We start from the raw sequence: 26,248 nt of genomic DNA, 5'->3' as shown, positions 1-26,248 counted from the left end.
CTCGGTTTTTTATTGCCCACAAAAAAACGCAGTAGCGAGCTCTTGCCAGACCATAGGGCGGACTAAGGAGCGCCAGCGAACAGTCCGCCAGCGCTCCGCCAGGCAACTAAAATCTCAGCATCGGCGTACTGCCTTCGGCGAGTATGCCCTACGATCCTCTTGCAAAAGCTTCGCGAGCAGAGCTCACTCCTACACAGCCCCTCAGACCTTGAATTGCCCCAGGCTGGCCTTGAGCTGCGCTGCCAGCTCATCCAACGCCCGGGCATTGCCGGCAATCGCTGCCACCGCCTCGGCAGCATGCTGCGCTTCGGCATGAATGGTCTCGACACGCCCACGCACAGCGCCTGCACCTTCTGCCTGATGCGCCGCCGCCTGAGTTGCCGCATTGATGGCGCCGTGCACATCATCCACCGATTGCTGCACCGACTGCTGCAGGCGCGCACTGTCACGCAGCACCTCCAACCCCTCGCTGCCCTGCACACCTGCCTGAGCGATGGCAGCAACCGCCTCCTGCGCGCCACGCTGCAATGCCGCGATATGCGTCTGGATATCGCCAGTGGACTGCTGGGTCTTGCTTGCCAGCGCGCGCACCTCGTCGGCCACTACCGCAAAACCACGCCCACTCTCACCAGCCCGCGCCGCTTCGATGGCCGCGTTGAGCGCGAGCAGGTTGGTCTGTTCGGCGATGGACTGAATCACCGTCAGTACCACCTCGATCTGCTCGCTCTGCTTGGCCAGCCGCTCGATCACCGCCGAACCATCAGCCACCCGCGCCACCAAGCCCTCGATCAGCGCGGACAGACGCCGAGCAATCGCCGCATTTTCGTGCGCGGCCTGGCGGATGGTATCGACACGCTGCAGCGCATCCTGCATGGCCTGGCTTTCCGCCTGCGCCTCATCGGCCATTTGCTCCAACGCCTGCAGGCTGCCCGCCACCTCATCGCGCTGACGACCAGCAGCGGCCTCGGCCGCCACGCCGCGCTGAGTCAGGCTGCGAATCTGCTCGCCAGTGCGCAACGCCACCTCGCCAGACTCACGCACAATGGGTTGCAGCTTGGCGATGAAGCGATTGACCGCATCGGCCATTTCGCCAACTTCATCCTGACTATCGATACTCACGCGGCGAGTCAGATCCCCCTCGCCCGCCGCCAGGTCATTGAGCGCCGCACTGAGCAGACGCAGGCGATTCAGCACTCGCCAGCCCAATACCACAGCGACCATTACCATTGCCAACGCCCCTACGATCAACAAGCCGAGGGCGATGTTCCAGCGTAGCGAATCCGCCGCCACGCGCACCGACTCACCACCGTTACGCGCCATTTCCTGGGTGTAGCGCTCGGCCGACTGCAGGCGCTCACGCAGCGCGCCGGTCGCTTCTTCGGAAGCGCCAGCCAGACTGCTATCGACCAGCTCACCAGCACCGTTGACCAAAGCAGCAAAGCGGCCGTCCAGCGCGGTCAACTCCTTCTCCACCAGATCCAGCGACAGGCCCATCTGCACCTTGCCGATCGACGCTCCCATCGGACTGATTTGCGCCTCAACCACGTACACGCGCGGATCACGCGACGCTGCTTCGACCAGCCTCTCCAGCGGCGAGCCACCCTGCCCAGCAGCGACCAGCTCGCGCACCTGCGCATTACTACGATTGAAATTGCGCGTCAGGCGCTTGCCTTCGGCGTCATAGATGATGGCGAATAGCACCACTGGGTCCTGCTGGGCGATTCGGGTAAGCGCCGTCAGCGCAGGAATGTCCAGATCCCAGATGGACTTCGGCGCAACACCCGCCAGCAGTTGTGCCAGCGCCTGACCGGATTGCTTGAGGTTACCCTCCAGCACCGCACGCAGTTGCGCCTGCTCGCTCTTCAACTGGGTGGAAAGCCCTTCGCCCAGGCGAGTGCGAGTGCTGCTCGACAAGGCCGCAAGCCCCTGACTCATCTCGCGCTCGGCCATGTTCAGCTCTTCACCAAGGCGCCTGCTCTCGCCGCCCAGGCGCTGCGCCAGATCCTCGACCATGCCATCGACCGACGCACGCATCAGCCAGACAGCCAAACCGACCTGTACCAACATGGCCAGACCAAGCGCAACGAACACCGGACGCAGCAGACGGCTACGCAACATGGAAACGATGGCGAACACGGGGGACACTCCTCAACGACCGTAACAGCTATAACGGCGACTTCCGGGATTTATTGAATACAAGCAAAGCGCATGCCCAGCGCACCAGCCAGGACCCCGTACGGGCGAGCACAAAAAAGCCGCCCGAAGGCGGCTCCTGTGCGACTCGAGAATCTCTCGATCAGGCGAACGGATGACGCAGCACGATGGTCTCGTTGCGGTCCGGGCCGGTGGAGATGATATCGATCGGCGCACCGACCAGCTCTTCAACGCGCTTGATGTAGGCACGCGCAGCTGCCGGCAAGTCTTCCAGGGTCTTTGCGCCCAGGGTGGATTCGCTCCAGCCCGGCATTTCCTCGTACACCGGCTGCAGGCCGATGTAGCTGTCGGCGTCGGTCGGCGCATCGACCAGCACCTGGCCATTGGCATCCTTGTAACCGGTGCAGATGCGGATGGTTTCCAGGCCGTCGAGCACGTCCAGCTTGGTCAGGCACAGGCCGGAGATGCTGTTGATCTCGATGGCGCGACGCAGGATCACCGCATCGAACCAGCCGCAACGGCGGGCGCGGCCAGTGGTGGCACCGAACTCATGACCACGCTTGGCCAGGAAGGCGCCGACGTCATCGAACAGCTCGGTCGGGAACGGACCGGAGCCGACACGGGTGGTGTAGGCCTTGGTGATGCCGAGGATGTAATCCAGGTACAGCGGGCCGAAACCGGAGCCAGTTGCAATGCCACCAGCAGTGGTGTTGGAGCTGGTGACGTAGGGGTAGGTACCGTGGTCGATATCCAGCAGGGAGCCCTGGGCGCCCTCGAACATGATGTCCTTGCCGCCACGACGCAGGTCATGCAGAACCGCAGTGACATCAGCCATCATCGGCTTGAGCAGCTCGGCGTATTCCATGCACTCATCCAGGGTCTTCTGGAAGTCGATGGCCGGCTCTTTGTAGAAATTGACCAGCTGAAAGTTGTGGTAGTCCAGCAGCTCGCCCAGTTTGGCGGCGAAACGCTCGCGGTGGAACAGGTCACCGACACGCAGACCGCGACGCGCGACCTTGTCTTCGTAGGCCGGGCCGATACCGCGACCGGTAGTACCGATCTTGGCGTCACCACGGGCCTTTTCGCGCGCCTGATCCAGCGCTACGTGGTAAGACAGGATCAGCGGACAGGCCGGGCTGATACGCAGGCGCTCACGCACCGGCACACCCTTCTCTTCCAGCTTGGTGATTTCGCGCATCAGGGCGTCGGGCGCGACGACCACACCATTGCCGATCAGGCACTCAACGCCTTCACGCAGGATGCCGGACGGAATCAGGTGCAGGACGGTCTTCTCACCGTTGATCACCAGGGTGTGACCCGCGTTGTGACCACCCTGATAACGCACGACTGCAGCGGCCTGCTCGGTGAGCAGGTCGACGATCTTGCCCTTGCCCTCATCACCCCATTGGGTGCCCAGGACGACGACATTCTTACCCATAAACTTGTCCTCTTCGCGCAAGCTTCGATGCCGGCCGCGGGCCGGCGAAAATGAATTCAGGACGCCAGGGGCGCCACCTGCCAACGTCCATCACGCAGCGCCAGCAGGCGATCACAGCCCGCCTCGCGCGCATCGGCCTCGCTCTGCCCAGGCAGCGCCTGTACCACGCGCTCTCCCTCACCACGCAGACGACGAACAGCCTGCCACAGATAGAGATCATGATTATCCGGCGCCCAGACGCCGCTGACCGTCTCATCCACACGCATGTCACCCAGGGTGACCAGGGTCTTGAGGTCGGTAGAGAAGCCAGTAGCCGGGCGTGCACGACCGAATACCGCGCCGGTATCGTCGTAACGACCACCCTGAGCGATGGCTCCGCCCTCGCCCGGTACGAACGCCGCGAACACCACACCGGTGTGGTAGTTGTAGCCGCGCAGCTCGCCGAGGTCGAAGTACAGCGGCAATTCTGGATAACGCAGCTCCAGCGCATCAGCAATGGCCACCAGCTCATCGAGCGCAGCATGCACCGCATCCGGCGCCTCGACCAACACGGCCTGGGCCAGATCCAGCACCTCGCGGCCACCACATAGTTCGGCAAGCGAGCGCAGCATGCTGCCCAGCCCAGCCGGTAATGCCGCGGTCAGGCTTTCGATTTCATCCATCGCCTTGCGCTGCAGCGCATCGAACAACTGCTGCTCGGCCTCACCAGACAGACCAGCGGCGTGCGCCAGGCCACGGTAGATGCCGACATGACCGAGGTCCATGTGCACGTCCGGCACTGCGGCCAGTTCGAGGGTCTCGACCAGCAGGCTGATCACCTCGATATCACTGGCCGGACTGGCGTCGCCATAGAGCTCGGCACCCAACTGGATCGGGCTGCGCGATGTAGTCAGCGCACGCGGCTGCGCATGCAGCACGCTGCCGGCATAGCACAGGCGGCTAGGCCCTTCGCGGCGCAAGGTGTGCGCGTCGATACGCGCCACCTGCGGCGTGATGTCAGCACGAAAGCCCATCTGCCGACCGGACAGCGGATCGGTGACCTTGAAGGTGCGCAGGTCGAGATCCTGACCGGCGCCAGTCAACAGAGATTCCAGGTACTCGATATGGGGGGTGACGACGAACTCGTAACCCCAACGTTGGAACAGGTCCAGCACCTGACGGCGTGCCGCCTCGATGCGTGCCGCTTCCGGCGGCAGTACTTCTTCGATGCCATCTGGCAGCAGCCAGCGGTCTACCGTTGCCATTTCGCCATTCCCCTCTCGATCCGGGCGGCACAAGCCTTCAGTGAAGCAGATATAGAAGGGCAGTACCCAGCAGCATGCTGGTCAGCCCCATAAGGCGCAGTCGACGGTCGGGCAGACGAGCTGCCTGCATGACCGCTCCGCGCCAATGGCGCGGCTAGAGGAAGGGCAGGATGCCTTCCAGCACCAATACCAGACACAACGCGATGCCGAGTTCCTGCCACATGATTCCCACAGACGCAAAAAAGCCGGGATTTTCCCGGCTGCCGCATGATACCACGTTTTACTTCGAGGTCACCCTGGCGACGCATCGCGCCGCCAGGGTTGCCGATCAACGCTTGGACTTTTCCAGGTAGCGGAAGAAATCGCTACTCGGGTCAAGCACCAGCACATCACGCTTGTCAGCGAAGCTTTCGCGGTAAGCCTGCAGACTACGGTAGAAGGAGTAGAACTCCTGATCCTGACCGTAGGCGCGGGCGTAAATGGAAGCAGCCTGAGCATCACCGTCACCGCGCAGCTCTTCAGCTTCACGATAGGCTTCAGCCAGCAGCACGCGGCGCTGACGGTCGGCGTCGGCGCGAATACCTTCAGCCAGCTCACGACCCTTGGCGCGATGCTCGCGAGCCTCACGCTCACGTTCGGTGCTCATCCGCTCGAACACGCTGCGGTTCACTTCGCGCGGCAGGTCGATAGCCTTGACTCGCACGTCGACCACTTCGATACCCAGCTCACGCTCGGCAGCGCGGTTGAGGGTCGCGGTCACATCGGCCATCAGCGCATCACGCTCACCAGATACCGACTCGTGCAGAGTGCGCTTACCAAACTGGTCACGCAGCGATGCCTCCAGACGACGCGCCAGACGCTCGTCTGCCACTTGTTTCATACCAGACGTCGCCTGATAGAAACGCTCGGCATCCTTCACCCGCCATTTGGCGTAGGCATCGACCATCAGCGCTTTCTTCTCCAGAGTCAGGAAGCGCGAGGAAGTTGAATCCAGCGTCAGCAGACGACCGTCGAAGATGCGCACCTGGTTGACGTAAGGAATCTTCACATGCAGACCAGGCTGCACATCAGGCTGAACCACGCGGCCGAACTGCAGCAATACCGCACGCTCGGTCTGAGCCACGATATAGAAGCTGTTCCATGCCACCAGGGCCACAACCACGGCCACGATCAGGCCGATCAGGGACTTGTTGTTCATCAACGGCCCTCCCGGGTACGCAGATTACGCTGCGACAGATCGCTGCTCAGCGGCACGGCCGGATCACGCGTTGTCGAATTGCTGCTGTTGGCGGAGCTGGAGGAAGAAGCGCCACCACGGCTGTCGATCATCTTGTCTAGCGGCAGGTAGAGCAGGTTGTTCTGCCCCTTGTCACCGGTGACCAGAACCTTGCTGGTGTTGCTCATCACTTCCTGCATGGTGTCGATGTACAGACGCTCACGAGTGATCTCAGGCGCCTTGCGGTACTCGGTGACCAATTTGGTGAAACGATCCGCCTCACCTTGAGCGCGGGCGATGATTTCATCACGGTAACCGTTGGCCTCTTCCAGCAGACGCTGGGCCTGACCACGCGCTTCCGGAATGACGCCGTTGGCGTACGACTCGGCCTGGTTCTTCTCGCGCTGCTCGTCTTCACGGGCACGGATCACGTCATCGAAGGCTTCCTGAACTTCACGCGGCGCAGCAGCGCTCTGGATGTTCACCTGAGTGATGGTGATACCGGTCCGGTAGTTGTCGAGGAAACGCTGCAGGCGCTCACGCACCTCACTGGCCATCAGCTCACGACCTTCGGTCAGCACCTGGTCCATCTCGGTGGAACCCACCACATGGCGCACGGCACTGTCGGTGGCGTGCTGCAGGCTGACTTCCGGCTGGTCGACGTTGAGCACGAAGTCCTGCAGATTGCTCACCCGGTACTGCACGGTCAGCGGTACTTCGATGATGTTCTCGTCTTCGGTCAGCATGGCGCCCTGCTTGCTGTAAGCGCGCTCACGCGTGACGTTTTCCTGGAACTTGCGGTCGATTGGCGGGAAATAGATATTCAGGCCAGGACCAACGGTCTCGTGGTACTTGCCGAAACGCAGCACCACAGCCTGCTCCTGCTCATCCACCACATATATCGCGCTGTACAGCCATACCACCGCCAACAGGCCAAGACCGACGAACAGCAGGCCGAAGCCACCGCCGCCGCCACTGCGACCGGATTCGTCGTCACCACGTTTCTTGCCACCGCCAAACAGCCCATTGAGGCTTTCTTGCAGTTTGCGGAACGCTTCGTCGAGATCCGGCGGCCCCTGCCGGCCACCGCCTTTGCGGCCGCCCCAAGGGTCTTGATTGTTCGAGTTGCCACCCGGCTCATTCCAAGCCATAGCGTTCTCCGTACTGATAAAGCGAAGGCGCGCCCACGGCGCGCCGGCCAATGCTACCCAAAGCCCTATGGTGACAGCAAAGCCACTGTCCCAGGCTTTATTGCAAAGTATGTTGCTCGATGAAGGCCTGAGGCTCCAAACCTTCGCGACTCACCAGGCGATTGAGCTCGACTCGCGGCAAACGTACCGCCAGCAAGCTATGCCCCAACTCGTCATGCTCCTCGCTCTGCACTGCCCCCAGCGCGAAGAACTGCGCACGCAGTCGCCCCAAGCGTTGCGGCAATTGCAGCGTAGCGACGAACAAATCTTCACCCAGCAGCTCCGCCACTGCTTGACGCAACAGTTCAAGGCCACGCCCCTCACGGGCCGACAACCAGACACGCAGCGGCTTGCCATCAGCATCGCGCTGGATCTGCGGCTCGACACCATCCAACAAATCCAGCTTGTTGTATACCTCGAGCATCGGCAATTCGTGTGCACCGATCTCCTTGAGCACGTTCTGCACCTGCTCGATCTGCGCCATACGCTCGGGCTCATGGGCATCGATAACGTGCAGCAGCAGATCGGAGTTGCTCGACTCTTCCAACGTAGCACGGAAGGCTTCGACCAGTTTGTGCGGCAGGTGACGAATGAAACCCACGGTATCGGCCAGCACGATCGGCCCCAGGTCGTCGAGTTCGAGACGCCGCAAGGTCGGGTCGAGCGTGGCGAACAACTGATCAGCCGCATAGACCTCGGAGGTAGTGAGGGCATTGAACAGCGTGGACTTGCCAGCGTTGGTGTACCCCACCAGGGAAACCGAAGGAATGTCCGCGCGCCTGCGCCCACGGCGCGCCTGCTCACGCTGACTGCGCACCTTCTCGAGTTTCTGCTTGATCTGGCGAATGCGCACGCGCAGCAAGCGGCGGTCGGTTTCCAGCTGGGTTTCACCCGGACCACGCAGACCGATACCACCCTTCTGCCGCTCGAGGTGAGTCCAACCACGCACCAGGCGCGTACTCATGTGATCGAGCTGAGCCAGCTCGACCTGCAACTTGCCTTCGTGGGTGCGCGCACGCTGCGCGAAGATATCGAGGATCAACCCCGTACGATCAAGCACACGACACTCGAAGGCGCGCTCGAGGTTGCGCTCCTGGCTCGGTGTCAGGGTGTGATTGAAGATGACCAGATCGGCTTCGATGGCCTTGACTTGGTCGCGCAACTCCTCGACCTTGCCGCTGCCGATAAGGTATTTGGCAGTCAAGCGACTGCTGGGCACGCTAAAGAAAGCGACCATGTCAGCACCCGCCGACATGGCCAATTCTTGGAACTCCTGGGGATCTTCGCTCGCCTCGGAGTCTTGGCCTTCCAGATGAACCAGGATGGCCCGCTCACCGCCCTCATGACGCTCGAAGAACAATGCAGCCCCCTATTAGACGTTACCCGGCTCGCTATCGCCCTGCTCGGAGTCGCCAGCGCTTGGCAGGCGTACCGGACGGCTTGGCACGACGGTGGAGATGGCATGCTTGTAGACCATCTGGCTGACAGTGTTCTTCAGCAGGATGACGAACTGGTCGAAGGACTCGATCTGGCCCTGCAGCTTGATGCCGTTGACCAGATAGATGGAAACAGGGACGCGTTCCTTACGCAGGGTATTCAGGTAAGGGTCTTGTAGCGAATGCCCTTTTGACATGTGCCGCACTCCTTTCGAGGATCAATTTCAATAGTTTTAGTAGGTAAACAATGACTTCAGGCCGTTCCACCCCCAAAGGATAGACGACCAGCGGCAAGGTCTCATTTCAATATGGAGACGCTTCCCATGTATTTCAAGACGCGAGACAGATTGTCGCAGGCCAGGCTATCGAGCCAATGCACGTTCTCCCAACCGCGTAACCAGGTGAACTGACGCTTGGCCAGTTGCCGAGTAGCGATGATGCCCCGCTCGATCATTTCGTCCCGGGACAGCTCGCCATCGAGGTATTCCCATACCTGGCGATAACCCACCGCCCGTATAGACGGCAATCCCGCGTGCAAGTCACTTCGTCTACGCAGGGCTTGGACCTCTTCCACGAAACCCTGTTCCAACATCACCCGAAATCGTTGAGCGATGCGGTCATGCAAAACCTGACGCTGCGCTGGTGCGATAGCAAGCTGAACAACAGTATAGGGTAATTGCCCGGCGCCTGATGTGCCCATATCGGGATTTCCTGCAGCCTGGCGCAGGCGATGTTCGGTCATGCTCATACCGCTCAGGCGATAGACCTCGAGCGCCCGAGTCAGACGCTGCGGATCATTGGGATGGATACGCGCAGCGGACTGCGGATCGACCGCTGCCAGCTCCCGATGCAGCACCTCCCAGCCTTCGGCCGCCGCACGCGCCTCCAGCTCGGCGCGGATCGCCGGGTCAGCACTGGGCATATCAGCCAGCCCTTCCAACAAGGCCTTGTAGTAGAGCATGGTGCCGCCGACCAACAGGGGGATACGCCCGCGCGCAGCACTCTCAGCCATCGCGGCCAGCGCATCGGTGCGAAATTCCGCCGCCGAATAGCTCTCGGCCGGGTCACGAATATCGATCAATGCATGGGGAAACGCGTCCAGAACGTCGCGCTCCGGCTTGGCCGTGCCGATGTCCATGCCGCGATAGACCAGCGCCGAGTCGACGCTGATCAGGTCGCACGGCAACACACGAGCGAGCTCCAGGGCCAGGTCGGTCTTGCCGGCAGCGGTCGGCCCCATCAGGAAGATTGCAGGAGGAAGCGAAGACATCGATATGACTCGAAACACGAAGACGGGCGCCCCTGACTCAGGGCTTCATTCAATTACTGGCCGCGCATGAACAGCTTGTCGAGCTGATCCATGCTGAGTTGCGTCCAGGTCGGACGCCCGTGGTTGCACTGGCCGCTGCGCTCGGTCTGCTCCATATCACGCAGCAAGCCATTCATCTCGGGAAGGGTCAGGCGCCGGTTGGCGCGCACCGCGCCATGACAAGCCATGGTCGCCAGCAGTTCGTTGAGATGCGCCTGGATGCGGTCGCTGGTGCCGTACTCCAGTAGGTCGGCCAGCACATCACGCACCAACTGGGTGGCCTCGGCCTGTTTGAGCAGGGCCGGAATCTGGCGAATCGCCACGGTTTCTTCACCGAGGCGCTGCAGCTCGAAGCCCAGACGCTGGAACCATTCACCATGCTCCTCGGCGCAATCGGCTTCGCGCTGACTGAGGGCGATCGACTCAGGCACCAGCAACGGCTGGCCACGCAAACCTTCGCTGGCCATGGCATGTTTCAGGCGTTCGTAGGTGATGCGCTCGTGGGCGGCGTGCATATCCACCACCACCAGGCCCTGAGCGTTTTCGGCGAGGATGTAGACGCCTTTGAGCTGCGCCACGGCATAGCCGAGTGGTGGAATGTCACCCTGCTCCTGCGGCATGGGCTGAATCTGGGCAGCCGGCAGTGGCGAAAAATACTCGCGATATGCAGCCTGGGCTTCACCAGCGGATACGCCGGGGTTACCGGCAGGCTGCTGATAACCAGCACCACTGCCGCGCCAGGCCGGCTGCGCAGTGGCCTGCGGGGTTTCAAGTATGCTGGCGGCCAGGCCCATCTCGCCTTGCGGGCCGAACTCCCCGGCGGCCTGGCCGGTCGGGCGCACCATGGGCGATATGGCCGCCGGGGCCGCCACCTGATCCTCCGGGCGCACATCGGCCAGGGCACGATGCAATGTGCCGTAGAGGAAGTCATGAACCATGCGACTGTCGCGGAAACGTACTTCATGCTTGGTCGGGTGAACGTTGACGTCCACCGTCGATGGATCGATTTCGAGAAACAGCACGAAGGTCGGGTGGCGACCATTGAACAGCACGTCGCGATAGGCCTGGCGCACCGCATGCGCAACCAGCTTGTCGCGCACCATGCGTCCATTGACGTAGAAATACTGCAGATCCGCCTGACTACGGGAGAAGGTCGGCAATCCGACCCACCCCCACAAACGCAGACCGCTGCGCTCGATCTCGATTGGCAACGCCTGTTCGAGAAAAGCCGGCCCACAGACTGAAGCGACGCGGCGCGCACGACTGATCTCGTCGCTCGCCTCGTGCAGAGCAAACACGGTCTTGCCGTTGTGACGCAGGTGGAAGCCGACATCGAAGCGGGCCAACGCCAGACGCTTGATCACTTCCTGCAGGTGATCGAACTCGGTCTTCTCGGCACGCAGGAACTTGCGGCGCGCCGGGGTATTGAAGAACAGGTCACGCACTTCCACCGAGGTGCCGACTGGATGCGCGGCAGGCTGTATCCGCGGCTCCATGTCACGGCCTTCGGTTTCCACCTGCCAGGCCTGCTCGGCATCTGCGGTACGCGAAGTCAGGGTCAGGCGCGACACCGAACTGATCGACGCTAACGCCTCCCCACGAAAGCCCATGCTGAGCACGGCTTCGAGGTCTTCCAACTCACGGATCTTGCTGGTGGCGTGGCGCGCCAAGGCCAGCGGCAGATCGTCCGGGGCGATGCCGCCACCGTCGTCGCGCACCTTGAGCAGCTTGACGCCACCTTGCTCGACTTCGACATCGATGCGTCGCGCACCGGAATCCAGGCTGTTTTCCAGCAATTCCTTGGCGACCGACGCCGGACGCTCGACCACCTCGCCGGCAGCAATCTGGTTGGCCAGGCGCGGGCTGAGCAAATGAATACGGGACATGACACTCACTACTGGGCTGCCAGCGCTGTGGCGGGTATCTGCAATGTCTGGCCGACCTTGATCACGTCACCATTGAGCTTGTTGGCACTACGCAGGGCGGCCAGGCCGACCTGGTAACGCTGGGCGATCAGCGCCAGGCTCTCGCCACGCGCCACCACATGCTCACGCGGGCCAGCAGCGATCTTGCCTTCGTCGCGCAACCAAGCGACGTAGGTGCCGGGCGGTGGGTTTTCGTGGAAGAACTGTTTGACCCCCGAAGTAATCGAGCGGGCCAGCGCCTGCTGATGACTGGCGGTGTGCAGTTTTCTCGCCTCGTTGGGATTGGAGATGAAGCCGGTTTCCACCAGAATCGAGGGAATATCCGGCGATTTCAGCACCATGAAGCCTGCCTGCTCGACACGGCGCTTATGCAGCGGAGTGATGCTGCCCATGTTCGACAACACCTTCTGCCCCACATTGAGACTGGAGGACAGAGAAGCGGTCATCGACAGGTCCAGCAACACACCAGCAAGCATCTTGTCCTTGTCATCGAGGCTGACGTTGCCGGCGCCACCGATCAGGTCGGACTGGTTCTCGGCGTCGGCCAGCCAGCGCGCGGTCTCGGATGTAGCACCCCGTTCAGACAAGGCATAGACCGAGGCGCCGAACGCCGAGGAGCGCGGCGCCGCGTCGGCATGAATGGAGACGAATAGATCGGCACCCTTCTTGCGCGCGATCTCGGTGCGCTTACGCAACGGGATGAAATAATCCCCCGTGCGGACCAGTTCGGCTCGGAAACCTTTTTCGGCATTGATCTGCCGCTGCAACTCTTTGGAAATGGCCAGCGTCACGTTCTTTTCGTACTGCCCCTTGACCGGCGACAGTGCACCCGGGTCCTCGCCACCATGGCCGGCATCGATGGCGACGACGATATTGCGCTTGCCATTGGGCACGGGCGTCAACTTGGGTGGCGGCTGGGTCGGCGTGACCGGCACAGGAGGTTCACTGGTGGCGATACTGGGCGTTTGCGTGGCGGGTGGCGCACTGCCCTGGTCGAACAAATCGACCACCAGACGATGGCCATATTGCTGATTAGGCGCCAGGGTAAAACTCTTCGGCGACACCGGCGCCGACAAATCGATGACCACGCGCAGGTCGTCAGCGCTGCGCTGAGCCGAGCGCACACCGGTGATCGGGGTGTTGGCCAGCGAAAGCTGCTCGAGATTGGTGGCCAGCTTGGCACCCGTGACATCGATGACGATGCGATCAGGTGCGGCCAGGGTGAACACACTGTGCTGTACCGGCCCAGACAGATCGAAGACCAGGCGAGTATTGTCCGGGGCACGCCACAGACGCACGCTCCGTATATCGGAGGCAGCCAGGGCCTCGGCAGCCAGGGCCGCCAACAACACTCCCACAGCGGTAACCAGCGCGCCTATGCGCATAACCAACCCCATCGCTTCTTATTCATTGCTTGCTGCTCAGGGCCTTGCACCAGGCCTCCCCTCGAGCCCCATGCCCCTGCAGCAACAGCGAACGGCCGCTCGCTTGGGTGTCAATGGTAATGTCCAGGTCGGGCTTTGGCAAAACGCCTGCGCCACGCTGCGGCCATTCGATCAGGCACAGGGCATCCCCCTCGAAGTAATCACGGATGCCGAGAAACTCCAGCTCTTCAGGATCGACCAGACGGTAAAGATCGAAATGAAAGGCGCGCACGTCGCCAATTTCGTAGGGTTCGACCAGGGTAAAGGTCGGGCTTTTGACCGCACCAGCATGGCCCAGGCCGCGCAAAATGCCACGTGAAAGGGTGGTCTTGCCGGCACCCAGATCACCATGCAGATAGATGATGCCCAGGCCACCGCTGATCTCGGCAATCCGCGCACCCAACGTCAGCATCGCAGCTTCGTCAGCCGCTTCGAGTTTCACTTCACACAAGGACACGACTCCTCCAATAACTGACGAATAGCGCAAGGTAGATCACCAGCAGCCAGCCCGCGCCCCTGCGCAGCCAGCACCTCACCAGCCCGCGCATGCAGCCACACCGCCAGGCAGGCCGCATCATACGCTGCCATACCTTGCGCCAGCAGTGCGCCAATCAATCCCGCCAGCACATCTCCCAACCCCGCGCCCGCCATCGCCGGATGGCCGCGATCACACAACGCCAGCCGCCCGCCCGGTTCAGCGATCAAGCTGCCTGCGCCCTTGAGTACCACTACCAGCCCGAAACGTTGCGCTAACGCTCGCGCCGCAGCCAGCCGATCCGCCTGCACGCTTGCGGTATCGGAGCCCAGCAAGCGCGCCGCCTCGCCCGGGTGCGGCGTGAGCACACCCTGACCAGGCGCGGTGACCTGGCCAGCAGCCAGAAGATTCAACGCATCGGCATCCCAGACCTGAGGCACATCGAGACCGCTGATAGCAGACAGCAAACTGCGCGACCAGGCGCCCTGCCCCAGGCCAGGCCCTACCACACAGACATCGGCGCGCTCGCTCAGTGCCAACAACTGATTGGCGGAAGCGATTGCAGCGCACATGATTTCAGGCCGCCGCACCAGGGACGCCGCAACGTGCTCGGGACGAGTCGCCAGTGATACCAGGCCGGCACCGGCGCGCAATGCGCTATCAGCACAGAGCAGCGCAGCGCCGCCCATGCCCAGATCACCCCCGACCACCAGCAGATGACCGAACTGCCCCTTGTGCGCCACAGGCGAGCGGGCGCTCAACCGTGGGAGGTTGGCGGAATCGAGGCGCTGCGCCACGCTGGGCGCCTGGGCCGAAAGTTGAGCGTCGCCCTGCAGATCATCGAACTGCAGCTCGCCGCATAGCTCCGGACCAACTCCCGTCAGCAGGCCGAGCTTGAGGGCGATGAAGGTCACGGTCAGATCGGCGCGCACTGCCACACCGAGACACGCGCCGCTGTCAGCATTCAAGCCAGAAGGAATATCTACCGCCAGCACCGGCAAGCCACTCTGGTTGAGCATAACGATCGCCCGGGCATAGGGTTCACGCACCGCCCCTAACAGCCCGGTACCGAGCAACGCATCGACCACTACACCCGCCAATGGCGCGCACTCGTTCCAGGGCAAAATGTCCACACCCGCTCTTCGCGCCTCGGCGCCGGCCTGAGCAGCATCACCAGTCAGAGCCGCAGCATCCCCCACCGCCAGCACTCGCACACGCCACCCAGCACGCCGAGCCAGAGCGGCAATCAGGTAGCCATCACCCGCATTATTGCCGCGCCCAGCCAGTACGGTGATTTCGTCGGCATCCGGCCAGCGCCTGCGCAGGGCGCGCCAGGCCGCATGTGCCGCGCGTTGCATCAACTCGAAGCCGGGGGTGCCGGCGGCGATCAGTTGCGCATCCAGCGCACGCACCTGTTCGGCGCTGTGCAGGCTCAACGGTAAAGAGGCGGGTAGATGCATGGCTCGCTCGCAGCGTATGTCTGGCAGAATTATACCCACGTCCATCGCCTGCGCCCGTCCCATGTCCGATCAAACCCTCGACCTCGACGCCCTCGCCCTGTCCATCAAGGACTGGGGACGTGAGCTGGGCTTTCAGCAAGTCGGCATCACCGATGTCGAGCTGGGAGAGCACGAGGCGCACCTGCAACGCTGGCTCGATGCTGGCTACCAGGGCGAGATGGACTACATGGCCGCCCACGGCAGCAAACGCTCGCACCCGGATGAGCTGGTGCCCGGCACCCTGCGCGTGGTGTCCCTGCGCATGGACTATCTGCCCGGCGATACGCAGATGGTCCAGCGCCTGCAGGAGCCGGAGCAAGCCTACGTGTCGCGCTACGCCCTGGGCCGCGACTACCACAAGCTGATCCGCAAGCGCCTGCAGCAACTGGCCGAACGCATCCAGCAGCAGATCGGTCCGTTCGGCTACCGCGCCTTCGTCGACAGTGCCCCAGTGCTGGAAAAGGCCATCGCCGAAAAGGCCGGCCTCGGCTGGATAGGCAAGAACACTCTGGTGCTCAATCGCAAGGCTGGCAGCTACTTCTTTCTCGGCGAGCTGTTCGTCGACCTGCCACTGCCGGTGGACGCACCGCATGGCAGCGAGCATTGCGGACGCTGCAGCGCATGCATGGATATCTGCCCCACAGCGGCCTTCGCCGGCCCCTACATGCTGGACGCCCGGCGCTGCATTTCCTACCTGACCATCGAGTTGAAAGGCTCGATCCCCGAAGAGCTACGTGCGCCGATCGGCAACCGGGTGTTCGGCTGCGACGACTGCCAGATCGTCTGCCCCTGGAATCGCTTCGCTCGCCCCACCGAGCAGGGCGACTTCCAGCCGCGCCACGGCTTGGACAACAGCAGCCTGGCCGAGCTGTTCCTGTGGACGGAAGAAGAATTTCTCAGTCGTACCGAAGGTTCACCGCTACGCCGCGCCGGCTACGAGCGCTGGCTGCGTAACCTGGCAGTCGGTCTGGGCAATGCACCTTCGACCATCCCGGTGTTGCAGGCGCTCAATGCTCGCCGCGAACACCCATCGGAACTTGTGCGCGAGCATGTGGAATGGGCACTGGATCGGCACAACGCGCTGTAGCCGGATGAATTTTCCCGGATTTCATCCGGGCTACACGAGTTAACGCCGGCACCGCGACAACCGCTCGGTGCGCGCGGCGCACCCTAAGAGCGGGTTCATTTACACCTTGAGGAAATGCTTGCGGTAGTGACGCAGCTCGGCGATGGATTCGCGAATGTCGTCCAGCGCCTGGTGGGTGGCGGTTTTCTGGAAGCTGTCCTTGACCTCTGGCGCCCACATGCCGGCCAGTATCTTCAGCGTCGATACGTCCAGGTAGCGGTAGTGGAAGTAGGCTTCCAGCGCCGGCATGTACTTGTAGAGAAAGCGGCGATCCTGACCAATGCTGTTGCCGCAGATTGGCGACTTACCCTTCGGCACCCACTGCTCGAGAAAAGCGATGGTCTGCGCCTCGGCAGCGGCGCTGTCGATCTTGCTCTCACGCACGCGCTGGGTCAGGCCACTCTGGCCATGGGTGCGGGTGTTCCATTCGTCCATGCCGGCCAGAGCCTCGTCGCTCTGGTGAACGGCGATCACCGGTCCCTCAGCCAGCACGTTCAGCTCACTATCGGTGACAATAGTGGCCATCTCGATGATCACATCACGCTCTGGCTCCAGCCCGGTCATTTCCAGGTCGATCCAGATCAGGTTGTTGGGGTTTTGCATGGTTAGGCTCCTTGGCTCAGGCGCCAAGTCTAGCGGATCTCGGCGCCCTTCATCTGCCAGAGAAACAGAGAGGTTTGCCGCCCCTCGCTGACGTCGAATTCGCGATCAGCAGGCACACCCGGAATCTCGAAGGTATTGCTGATCAGCCAGCTGCCAGCGCGCATCTCGGCTTGCGCCTTGGCCCACAGGCGCGGCATCGGCACGGGCGAGAGAAAGCAGTAGACGACATCGAACTCGCCAAGCTCGACCTGCCACAAGCTCCGATAACGAATGCTGCAGTTTTCCTGCAGCAAGCAGCGCAGCCAGGCGAAAGCGAAGAGCAGGGGCGCCGTCTCGACACCCACGAACTGTCCGCGCGGAAACTGCCTGGCCAGCTGCAGTACCGTACCTGCCGTACCACACCCCAGGTCGACGAAGCGCAGCGGCGACTCACGCTCGCTCATGAACTGCTGCAGACGTTGCTGTGCCTTGCGCCCACTCAGGTAGAGCGGCACCTGTTCACGCAAACTGTTCCAGTTGACCAGCAGCAACAGCACGAATCCCAGCAGGAAAAGCCAGGCCGGTAATTCAGCGCGCTGCATCACCAGCAGTGCGGGTAAAAACGCCAGATTGATCCACAACCACCAGCGTGACAGGCCCAGGCGCCAGCCGATCACTGCGGCTACGACACCTTGTAGCAGCGCCACTGAAAACAACGACATGCGCCAAGGCAGTAACGCCAGCAGATAGACCAGCACCACCACCAGCGCCAGGGACAGGCCCTGCGCTAAAAGAGCGCGCAACAACGGTAGCCGCAGCACCGTTCTTTCCTCGCCTATCGTCATTCCCGACCTCTGTTCCTGACAGCCGAATGGCCGCCGAGCGCTCATGCTAAACTCGCCGCGATCAACACTCCACTACCCGGAAGCTCCATGGCCAAACGCCAACTCAACCGCCGCCAGAACTGGCGGATCGAAAAGATTCAAGGTGAGCGCGCGGCCCGCGCAGCCAAGCGTGAATCGAAGGCAGTGGAAGCACTGGAAGGCGGTGACCTCGGCCCGGAACAGACCGGCCTGGTAATAGCCCACTTCGGCGTGCAGGTGGAAATCGAGGGCTTGCAGGGTGAAATGGCCGGCCAGGTGTTTCGCTGCCACCTGCGCGCCAACCTGCCGGCGCTGGTCACTGGCGACCAGGTGGTCTGGCGCCCGGGCAATCAGGGTGATGGCGTCATCGTCGCGCAATTGCCGCGAAACAGTGAGCTATGCCGCCCCGACATGCGCGGCCAACTCAAGCCGGTGGCGGCCAACGTCGACCAGATCGTCATCGTTTTCGCGCCGCTGCCCGAGCCGCACGCCAACCTGATCGACCGTTATCTGGTGGCCGCCGAGCACGCGGGTATTCGTCCGTTGCTGCTGCTGAACAAGGCCGATCTGATCGACGAGCAGAACCAGGTCGCGCTGGACGCTCTGCTCAAGGTCTATCGTGAGCTTGAGTATCCGTTGCTGGAGGTCTCGGCCCATCAAGGCGACGGCATGGAGCAGCTGAAACAGCGCTTGAACGGTAACGTCAGCGTATTCGTGGGCCAATCTGGCGTGGGCAAATCATCGCTGGTCAACAGCCTGTTACCCGGCGTCGATACGCGTGTCGGCGCGCTGTCTGAGCTGACTGGCAAGGGCACGCACACCACCACCACCGCTCGTCTTTTCCACTTTCCCGGTGGCGGCCAATTGATCGACTCCCCGGGTATTCGCGAATTCGGCCTCGGCCATGTCAGCCGTGATGACGTGGAAGCGGGCTTCATCGAATTCCACGACCTGCTCGGGCGCTGCCGCTTTCGTGACTGCAAGCATGATCGCGAACCCGGTTGCGCCCTGCTGCAGGCGCTGGAAGACGGTCGCGTAAAGCCACAGCGCATGGCCAGCTATCGGCACATCATCGCCAGCCTGCCGGAAGACGATTACTGATTGTTCAACTGGTCGAGCGGACTGTTGCCAGTCTCGAAGATATTCAACCGCTCACGCAGTTGATCGGCCGGTAGCGCGTCGGCGGGTGGCACTGGCGGGCTGCCGGCGGGTCCCGGCTCTTGTGCTGACGGCTCTGCACCCGCGCCCTGCTCGCCCTCGATAGCGCGCTGCGCCTTCTTGGTCAGCACGACGATATCGATGCGCCGATTGACGGGATTGAACGGATCCTCACGATCGAACAACGCCGACGAAGCGTACCCGACGACACGCGCCACCTGCTCGTCCGGGTACCCGCCGGCCACGAGCGTGCGCCTTGCGGCATTGGCACGATTGGATGACAACTCCCAGTTACCGAAATCACCATGGCCGATAAACGGCTTGGCATCGGTATGACCGCTGACGCTGATCTTGTTCGGCACCGCTCGAATGGTGTCGGCCATCGCCAGCAGGATGTCTTCGAAGTAGGGCTGCAGCTCTGCGCTGCCAAGGGCGAACATCGGCCTGTTCTCGGCATCCATGATCTGAATGCGCAGGCCATCCTGGGTGATCTCGAACAGGATCTGATCCTTGAAACGCTGCAGCTCGGGGTTTTCTTCGACCTTGTTCTGCAATTCCTGCAACAGCAGCTCCAGGCGCTCCTGCTCCATCTTCTCGGCCAGGGTCTCGATCTGATCGGTGCTGACGCCCGTCTCGTCCGGCTGACTCTCCGGCGTCTCGGAAACATCCGGATTGAGCGTACGCTCCGGTGCCGGCGTCGGCGTCCCGCCCAGGTCGATGGCGTAGGGGCTGGCACTTTCGGTAAAGCCGATGGGGTCTTGGAAGTAACCGGAGATCGCGCGTTTCTGCTCCGGCGTGGCCGATGACATCAGCCACATCACCAGAAAGAACGCCATCATGGCGGTCGCGAAGTCGGCGAAAGCGATCTTCCAGGCGCCACCATGGTGCCCGCCCGCAGTCTTCTTGACCCGCTTGACGATGATGGGTTGGTTATTTTCCATGGCTTAGTTGCCGCGCATGGCCTGCTCGAGCTCGCTGAAGCTCGGGCGATGCGCGGGATACAGCACCTTGCGTCCGAACTCGACAGCCAGGGTCGGCGGCATGCCAGAAGCGGAAGCGACCAGCGTCGCCTTGATCGCCTCGTAGAGATTCAGCTCTTCCTTGGCGTCATGCTCCAGCGCGCCGGAAAGCGGGCCGAAGAAGCCGTAGGAAGCGAGAATGCCGAGGAAGGTACCGACCAGGGCCGTACCTACCTTCTCACCGATCTGGGCGTTGTCCGCCTCGGCCAGAATCGACATGGTGATCACGATGCCCAGTACAGCGGCGACGATACCCATGGCCGGCATGCCGTCGGCGACCTTGGCCACCGCGTGCGCAGGGTGCTCCACTTCATCCTTGAGGCTGGCCAGCTCCATATCGAACAGGCCTTCCAGTTCGTGTGGAGCCATGTTGCCGGAAGACATGATGCGCAGGTAATCGCAGATGAATGCAGTCATCCGCGCATCCTTGAGCACACCGGGATACTTGCTGAAAATCGGACTGGCGTTGGGGTCTTCGACGTCGGCCTCGATGGCCATCATGCCCTCGCGGCGACTCTTGTTGAGTATCTCGTACAGCAGCTTGAGCACTTCGAGGTAATAGGCGTGAGTGAAGCGACTGCCAAACATGCTCAACGACTTCTTGAACACCGTCATGAACATGCTGCCGGGGTTGGCCTGTAAGAATGCCCCCAGCGCCGCGCCGCCAATAATCAGAACCTCGAAGGGATGGACCAAGGCCATAAACTTGCCGCCCGAGAGTATGAACCCACCGAGCACACAGCCAAAGACAACAATGATGCCTATGATTCTTACCATGAAATAAACGCTTGAAGAGCCTAGTGGATGGGTTATTGAAAACAACCCTTCTAATTATCGGAACTTATACGCCAGACTATAGCCAGTTATGGTCAAAAGCCAGTTTCGACTCGAGCCAATATGTCGACGTCAAAGTCCCTGCCACGCACGCTGGATGCCTGGTTACAACAACTGGGCAAATTGCCACTGCCAATCGAGCAGCAGCAGCATTTGCGCCTGCGTCGCATCCTCGCCGACAGCCGCCGCACCTGGCGCGAAATTGCCGAGGCGATAGAAGCCAGCCCATCCTTTGCCCTGCAAGTGCTGCGCGAAGCCAACCAGTCGGGCAACAGCCTCAGCGATCCCGCCGAGAGTGTCGAAACGGCACTTTCACGTCTGGGACTGAGCCGCTGCGAAGCCCTTCTCAACCAGGCACCTGCCCTGCCAGAAAGCGACATCCCTCTGCCACTCAAGCAGATCCTGCTGATTAGTCAGCATGCCAGCCAACAGGCGCGCGGCCTGTTCGGCGCACGCCTGGCACGCCTGTGGAATGAACTGCACGGCTGCAGCCTGCTGTTTCTCTCCCCTATCTGGCCGCTGCTGTGCGCCCATCCTCAACTCTTCGAAGCGTGGGAACAGCGCGTACTACTAAAAGGCGAGCGCCCTGCCGTCGTCGAGAAGGAATTGCTCGGGGTCACCTTGATCCAGCTGTGCGTCAAACTGGCCGAGCGCTGGCGCCTGCCCGAGTGGATCGTTCGCGGCTACCGCTTGCTGGAGCGAGATCGGCGTCAATTGGTCAAGGCACTGCACATCGCCCGTGATAACGAGCATTCCCTGCATCTACAGCAGATGCTCGACGCCGACATCCCCCTGCGCCACTGGCTCACTCACCCGAGCAATTGCGTGCTGCTGGCCAACGGCCTGGCGGTCTCAGCGCATCAGGCCTGGGATACCGCGCACTGCCTGCGCTGGCAAAGACTGACCAGGCTGTACCTGCAGATACCCCTCAACGAACTGCAGCAGGAAGTGCACCAGCATGCCGTGAGCAGCGCGCGCTTGATCCACGACCCCGCACTGTGGCACCCGGCGCTGGCACTGATCTGGCCCTGGGACGCTCATCGCCTCAAACCAGCCGTGAGCGTAGCTGCCCCCCCAAAACGCGATGACCTCGCCGCCTGGCGCCAGCACTGCGCACGCTTGCTCTCCGACCCCAGCACCTTTGCCAACGTGCCACAGCTGACTGCCTGCGCCCGAGACGCCTTGCAGGCCTGCGGTATGAAGCGCGTGCTGCTGCTACTTGCCGATCGTAATCACACTCGCCTGCAGAGCCAGCAACATGCCGGCCTCGACGCCAGCGCTGCGAGCCTCAGCCTCGATCCGGCACAGAGCCAGGTGTTGAAGCGCCTGCTCAGCGCGCCCGGGCAACTGCGCCTGACACCGAGCAACATCGCGCAGTTTTCTGCCTTGCTGCCCGGCAACCTCAAGGCACTTTTCCCCAGCGAACACCTGCTGCTGCGCTCTGTGGCCAACAATGGTCGCGTGGTGATGCTGGTTATAGCGGACCAGGGCGGCCAACCACTCAACGACGTCTGCCTGCAGGCGTTCGGCAAGACCGTGCAGTGCATCGAGCGCGCACTGGGCAGCTTTTCCAGGCGCGGGCGCTGAAGCGCTCTGTTTCCGCTACAATCGACCTCTTTTCATTCAAGGAGGCCGTCATGTCCGCCTTCGACAACTTGCCATTGGTGATCGAGCCAGCCGAGCTGGCTGAGCGCCTGGACGCCCCCGATCTGATCCTGCTCGACCTGAGCAGTGCTGCGCGTTATGCAGCCGGCCATATCCCCGGCGCACGCTGGGTCGATACCAAGCGCACGCAACTGGGTGCCCCGCCCGCTCCCGGCCTACTACCCGAGCAAGCCCAACTCGAAGCGCTGTTCGCCGATATTGGCCACCACGCCGATGCCACTTATGTGGTCTACGACGATGAGGGCGGCCCCTGGGCCGGTCGTTTCATCTGGCTGCTCGACGTGATCGGCCATTCGCGCTACCACTTCCTCAACGGCGGCTTGCAGGCCTGGGTTGGCGATGGCCTCGAGCTGAGCCAGGAAGAACCAGCCGTGACCCGCACCGAGGTATCACTGACGCTGAGCGACGCCCCCACCGCCACTCGCGATTATCTGCAATCGCGCCTGGATGCTGCCGACCTGGCCATCTGGGACGTGCGCGGCGCAGACGAGTACCGCGGCGAAAAACTGAGTTCAGCGCGTGGCGGGCATATCCCCGGCGCCACCCATTTCGAGTGGACCGCGGGCATGGACCCGCAACGCGGCATGCGCATCCGTACGGACATCGCCGATGTCCTGCAAAACCTGGGCATCACGCCCGACAAGGAAGTGATCACTCACTGCCAGACGCACCGCCGCTCCGGCTTCAGCTATGTGGTGGCCAAGGCGCTCGGCTATCCACGCGTGAAGGCCTATGCAGGCTCCTGGTCCGAGTGGGGCAATCTGCCCGACACCCCCATCGAACGCTGAGCGCGCCGACGATCAGATATCCCCGGCCTGGCCACGCCAGTGCCGGTTCAGAACCTTCAAGGAAACACGATGAAACAACGTCTTTTTATCCTCAGCCAGTACCTGCTGCCTCATCACCTGCTGTCGCGCCTGATCGGCTGCGTTGCCGAATGCCGTATCGGCTGGCTGAAGAATCCGCTGATCTCGTGGTTCGCCAAGCAGTACCAGGTCAACATGAGCGAAGCGCAAGTCGAAGACCTGCGCACTTACGAACACTTCAACGCGTTCTTCACCCGCGCCCTGAAAGACGGCGCGCGCCCGTTGGATGAAACTCCCGGCGCGATTCTCAGCCCGGCCGACGGCGCGATCAGCCAACTCGGCGCCATCGAGCACGGCCGCATCTTCCAGGCCAAGGGCCACAGCTTCAGCGCTGTCGAATTGCTTGGCGGCGACGCCGAACGCGCAGCGCCGTTCATGGGTGGCCAGTTCGCCACCGTGTACCTCTCACCGAAGGATTACCACCGCGTGCATATGCCGCTGGGGGGCACGCTGAAAGAAATGGTCTACGTGCCGGGTCGCCTGTTCTCGGTCAACCAGACCACCGCAGAAAATGTGCCGGAGCTGTTTGCCCGCAACGAGCGCGTGGTCTGCCTGTTTGATACCGAGCGCGGTCCGATGGCGGTAGTGCTCGTGGGCGCGATGATCGTCGCCAGCGTCGAGACGGTATGGGCCGGCCTGGTCACCCCACCCAAGCGCGAGCTCAAGAGCACACGCTATGACGCGCAAGCACGCGGGCCAATCGAACTGGCCAAGGGCGCCGAAATGGGCCGTTTCAAGCTGGGCTCCACTGCCATCGTCCTGTTCGGCCCGAATCAGGTGCAATGGGCGCAAGAGCTGGACGCTGGCAGCGCGGTGCGCATGGGCCAACTGATGGGCACAACTCAGGACTGAGCTGCTGAGAAAAAGCACCCGCATCTCGACCGTTCGGTCATAGATCCGTACTCTGGCGAGGTAGACCGTCCACACAGACGGGCTGCCAGCCCAAGCAGATACTGCTAGAGTTCGAAAGACTGTTACTAGAGCCGCTTGCTAGTGCGTGGCCGGAGCCTCCGAGTTTGATGGATAAACAGAGTACCCACCTTCAGCTATTGCGCGTTCCCACGCCGAGCAAGCAGAGCCTCAGCTTCTGCGACGGCAGCCCCCGCGATCTCAAACGTTGGATCGCTGGCCTGCCCAAGGCGAACATCGGTGAAACTGCACGCCAGCTGTATCAGAGCCTGGTGGAACTCAATCAATTCCTCACTCCCTCGGAAAACCGTCTGCAGTTGCTGGAGTTGCTACGCCCGGAAGTCAGCTTCGTCTGCCAACACCTGGAACGCCACTTTCTCAACCAGGCCATCGTGCTCGACGAACGCCCGCGCAAGGTGGCCAACCTGTGCCAGGCGTTACAGAACCACCTGGCCGTTGGCTACAAGCTGATCATTTCCCGCGTGATCACCCGTAGCGGCAAGGATCGCGACCAACTGCTCGCCGTCTCCCTGCAGCGTGCCAGCCACAGCCTGTGCTGCCCGCTGATTCGTGCCAGTCAGCTTTACTGCCCGGTGCCCGAAGGGCTCTGGCTGGAGCTGCACCAGCTCTATCAGATTGCCTGCGAGCAGCGCCTGCAGCGTCAGGTCATTCGTGACCCGTTGGCACGCCATACTCAGGGCATGAGCACCGAGCAGACCTACGTGACCGCACTGCTGCTGGGCTGCGCGCGTACCAACCAGATGCGCCAGAACGGCATCGCACGCCTGGCAGAAGCGCTGGAGCCTTGGAGCACGCTGGTCAAGCTGCAGGCCGGCGATGATCCAGACAGCCTGTTCGTGCTGGCGCCACAGATCGACGGCCCACCACGCTACAAGTCGCTGTACCAGAGCAGCGAACTGCACAACCTGCTGGGTATCGATACCCAGCCGCTGGTCGACGCCATCAAGGAGTACCTCGATCTGCCGGAAGAAGAGCGCAGCAAATCGCGCCTGATGATTCCGGAGGGCATCAGCCTCGACCTGCTGCAACACGTCGCGGCGGCCTGGGGCGACATCGCCGAACGCACCTTCCAGCGCACTGCGGGCCACGGCAGCCTGACCCTGTGCATCGGCATGACCGCGCTGCACTTCTTCCTCGCCGGACGCAGCTCGTTCGCCGAAGTGCTCAAGCGTCCCGTGGAGATCGGCGCAGCGGTGTTCAAGCCGGTTACCGGCGAGCCTGACGTCTGGTCGAACGCCTTCGATGCCCAACGCAATGCGGCTGACGAAATCCACTTCGAAGAGATTCAGTACACCAAGGTAACCCCCGGCGAGCAGGCTCAACCCGAGAGCAATGGCGAAAGCTACCCGACCTTTCCTCTGCCCATCGTCAATCACAGCCCCGGTGGCTATTGCCTTTCCTGGCCAAAGGACGTCCCCAGCCAACTGCAGGCCGGCGAACTGTTAGGCGTACAAGACAATCCCAGCCAGGGCTGGAGCGTGGCCATCGTGCGCTGGATTCGTCAGGTCCGCGGCGGCGGCACGCAGATGGGGATCGAGCTGATCGCACCGCACGCGCGCCCGTGCGGCCTGCAACTGCTGCGCAAAGGCGAGCAGAACAGCCAGTACCTGCGCGCCCTGCTGCTGCCGGAAATCAGCGCCATTTCCCGCCCTGCCAGCCTGATCACGCCGCGCCTGCCGTTCCAGGAAGGCAGCAAGGTACTGATCAACGACCACGGCGAAGAGCACCGCGCGGTACTGACGCGCAAGCAAGTCAGCACCGGCAGCTTCAGCCAGTTCGAATATCACCGAGTGGGCGTGGAAGAAGCCTCAGCCGGGACACCGGTCACAGCCTCGCAAAGCCAGAAGCCTGCCGGGGAGGAAGATTTTGACTCGCTCTGGAAGTCGCTGTAGGCT

The 26,248-nt window shown here is 62.3% G+C and carries 22 protein-coding genes and 2 pseudogenes; 6 read left to right on the top strand and 18 right to left on the bottom strand.

Annotated features, from left to right (window positions below):
* Window positions 1-201: 201 nt before the first annotated feature.
* The 14 genes and pseudogenes from AAEQ75_RS21980 to AAEQ75_RS11690 form a co-directional block, all read right to left on the bottom strand.
* The gene (locus AAEQ75_RS21980) at window positions 202-1,086 is read right to left on the bottom strand and encodes a methyl-accepting chemotaxis protein (RefSeq protein WP_430523464.1); all 885 of its coding nucleotides are present in this window, start codon (window positions 1,084-1,086) and stop codon (window positions 202-204) included.
* Window positions 1,060-1,221, bottom strand: a pseudogene (locus tag AAEQ75_RS21975) (HAMP domain-containing protein); the annotation flags it as partial. The gene AAEQ75_RS21980 and the pseudogene AAEQ75_RS21975, both read right to left, overlap by 27 nt.
* Window positions 1,222-2,296: 1,075 nt before the next feature.
* Entirely contained in the window at window positions 2,297-3,592 is a 1,296-nt protein-coding gene (locus AAEQ75_RS11745) for an adenylosuccinate synthase (protein WP_099522707.1), read from the bottom strand.
* A gap of 56 nt (window positions 3,593-3,648) precedes the next feature.
* Window positions 3,649-4,836, bottom strand: coding sequence for an ATP phosphoribosyltransferase regulatory subunit (locus AAEQ75_RS11740; protein WP_099522708.1), 1,188 nt, complete (start codon window positions 4,834-4,836; stop codon window positions 3,649-3,651).
* A gap of 37 nt (window positions 4,837-4,873) precedes the next feature.
* Window positions 4,874-5,059, bottom strand: a pseudogene (locus AAEQ75_RS11735) (DUF2065 domain-containing protein).
* Window positions 5,060-5,164: 105 nt separating this feature from the next.
* A complete protein-coding gene (gene hflC, locus AAEQ75_RS11730; protein WP_125833554.1) occupies window positions 5,165-6,034 on the bottom strand; it encodes a protease modulator HflC in 870 nt (289 codons plus the stop codon).
* Entirely contained in the window at window positions 6,034-7,203 is a 1,170-nt protein-coding gene (hflK, locus tag AAEQ75_RS11725) for an FtsH protease activity modulator HflK (RefSeq protein ID WP_099522710.1), read from the bottom strand. The genes hflC and hflK overlap by 1 nt, the downstream gene beginning before the upstream one ends.
* Window positions 7,204-7,300: 97 nt before the next feature.
* On the bottom strand, window positions 7,301-8,602 hold the full coding sequence (gene hflX, locus AAEQ75_RS11720; RefSeq protein ID WP_343348885.1) for a ribosome rescue GTPase HflX: 1,302 nt from the start codon (window positions 8,600-8,602) through the stop codon (window positions 7,301-7,303).
* Between the two features lie 12 nt (window positions 8,603-8,614).
* Entirely contained in the window at window positions 8,615-8,875 is a 261-nt protein-coding gene (gene hfq, locus AAEQ75_RS11715; protein ID WP_179575443.1) for an RNA chaperone Hfq, read from the bottom strand.
* A gap of 101 nt (window positions 8,876-8,976) precedes the next feature.
* Window positions 8,977-9,948 carry a tRNA (adenosine(37)-N6)-dimethylallyltransferase MiaA gene (gene miaA, locus AAEQ75_RS11710; protein WP_256834425.1) on the bottom strand — a complete coding sequence of 324 codons (972 nt, stop codon included), beginning with the start codon at window positions 9,946-9,948 and terminating at the stop codon, window positions 8,977-8,979.
* A 53-nt stretch (window positions 9,949-10,001) separates the two neighbouring features.
* Window positions 10,002-11,882: a DNA mismatch repair endonuclease MutL gene (mutL, locus tag AAEQ75_RS11705; protein ID WP_343348882.1), complete on the bottom strand. Its 1,881-nt coding sequence runs from the start codon at window positions 11,880-11,882 to the stop codon at window positions 10,002-10,004.
* A complete protein-coding gene (locus tag AAEQ75_RS11700; protein ID WP_343348880.1) occupies window positions 11,882-13,309 on the bottom strand; it encodes an N-acetylmuramoyl-L-alanine amidase in 1,428 nt (475 codons plus the stop codon). The genes mutL and AAEQ75_RS11700 overlap by 1 nt, the downstream gene beginning before the upstream one ends.
* A gap of 10 nt (window positions 13,310-13,319) precedes the next feature.
* Complete coding sequence (gene tsaE, locus AAEQ75_RS11695) at window positions 13,320-13,787, bottom strand: tRNA (adenosine(37)-N6)-threonylcarbamoyltransferase complex ATPase subunit type 1 TsaE (RefSeq protein ID WP_179545909.1); 468 nt, start codon at window positions 13,785-13,787, stop codon at window positions 13,320-13,322.
* Window positions 13,775-15,271 (bottom strand): NAD(P)H-hydrate dehydratase, encoded by a 1,497-nt coding sequence (locus AAEQ75_RS11690; RefSeq protein ID WP_343348876.1) that lies wholly within the window; start codon window positions 15,269-15,271, stop codon window positions 13,775-13,777. Before AAEQ75_RS11690 ends, tsaE begins: the two co-directional genes overlap by 13 nt.
* Window positions 15,272-15,332: 61 nt before the next feature.
* Here AAEQ75_RS11690 and queG point away from each other — a divergent pair, with 61 nt between their 5' ends.
* On the top strand, window positions 15,333-16,397 hold the full coding sequence (gene queG / locus AAEQ75_RS11685; protein ID WP_343348874.1) for a tRNA epoxyqueuosine(34) reductase QueG: 1,065 nt from the start codon (window positions 15,333-15,335) through the stop codon (window positions 16,395-16,397).
* 99 nt (window positions 16,398-16,496) lie between these two features.
* Here queG and orn read toward each other — a convergent pair whose 3' ends face one another.
* On the bottom strand, window positions 16,497-17,039 hold the full coding sequence (gene orn / locus AAEQ75_RS11680; protein ID WP_099522717.1) for an oligoribonuclease: 543 nt from the start codon (window positions 17,037-17,039) through the stop codon (window positions 16,497-16,499).
* Window positions 17,040-17,068: 29 nt separating this feature from the next.
* Window positions 17,069-17,863 carry a class I SAM-dependent methyltransferase gene (locus AAEQ75_RS11675; RefSeq protein ID WP_343348871.1) on the bottom strand — a complete coding sequence of 265 codons (795 nt, stop codon included), beginning with the start codon at window positions 17,861-17,863 and terminating at the stop codon, window positions 17,069-17,071.
* 87 nt (window positions 17,864-17,950) lie between these two features.
* On the opposite strand from AAEQ75_RS11675, the gene rsgA reads away from it, so the two are divergent.
* On the top strand, window positions 17,951-18,982 hold the full coding sequence (gene rsgA / locus AAEQ75_RS11670; protein WP_343348869.1) for a small ribosomal subunit biogenesis GTPase RsgA: 1,032 nt from the start codon (window positions 17,951-17,953) through the stop codon (window positions 18,980-18,982).
* Here rsgA and motB read toward each other — a convergent pair.
* Both motB and motA read right to left on the bottom strand, forming a co-directional pair.
* The gene (gene motB, locus AAEQ75_RS11665; protein WP_343348867.1) at window positions 18,976-19,980 is read right to left on the bottom strand and encodes a flagellar motor protein MotB; all 1,005 of its coding nucleotides are present in this window, start codon (window positions 19,978-19,980) and stop codon (window positions 18,976-18,978) included. The genes rsgA and motB overlap by 7 nt on opposite strands.
* A gap of 3 nt (window positions 19,981-19,983) precedes the next feature.
* Window positions 19,984-20,835: a flagellar motor stator protein MotA gene (gene motA, locus AAEQ75_RS11660; RefSeq protein ID WP_343348865.1), complete on the bottom strand. Its 852-nt coding sequence runs from the start codon at window positions 20,833-20,835 to the stop codon at window positions 19,984-19,986.
* A gap of 120 nt (window positions 20,836-20,955) precedes the next feature.
* Between motA and AAEQ75_RS11655 the strand changes: the two genes are divergently transcribed.
* The 4 genes from AAEQ75_RS11655 (at window position 20,956) to AAEQ75_RS11640 (ending at window position 26,245) form a co-directional block, all read left to right on the top strand.
* Entirely contained in the window at window positions 20,956-22,479 is a 1,524-nt protein-coding gene (locus AAEQ75_RS11655) for an HDOD domain-containing protein (RefSeq protein WP_343348863.1), read from the top strand.
* Between the two features lie 50 nt (window positions 22,480-22,529).
* Complete coding sequence (locus AAEQ75_RS11650; protein WP_343348861.1) at window positions 22,530-23,345, top strand: rhodanese-like domain-containing protein; 816 nt, start codon at window positions 22,530-22,532, stop codon at window positions 23,343-23,345.
* Between the two features lie 69 nt (window positions 23,346-23,414).
* Complete coding sequence (asd, locus tag AAEQ75_RS11645; protein WP_143505567.1) at window positions 23,415-24,275, top strand: archaetidylserine decarboxylase; 861 nt, start codon at window positions 23,415-23,417, stop codon at window positions 24,273-24,275.
* Between the two features lie 167 nt (window positions 24,276-24,442).
* On the top strand, window positions 24,443-26,245 hold the full coding sequence (locus AAEQ75_RS11640) for a molecular chaperone (RefSeq protein ID WP_343348857.1): 1,803 nt from the start codon (window positions 24,443-24,445) through the stop codon (window positions 26,243-26,245).
* The last annotated feature ends 3 nt before the right edge of the window (window positions 26,246-26,248 follow it).

The organism is Pseudomonas sediminis, from assembly GCF_039555755.1.
In the GTDB taxonomy this organism is placed as follows: Bacteria; Pseudomonadota; Gammaproteobacteria; order Pseudomonadales; family Pseudomonadaceae; genus Aquipseudomonas; species Aquipseudomonas mendocina_D.
This window is presented reverse-complemented; position numbering and strand designations above follow the sequence as displayed.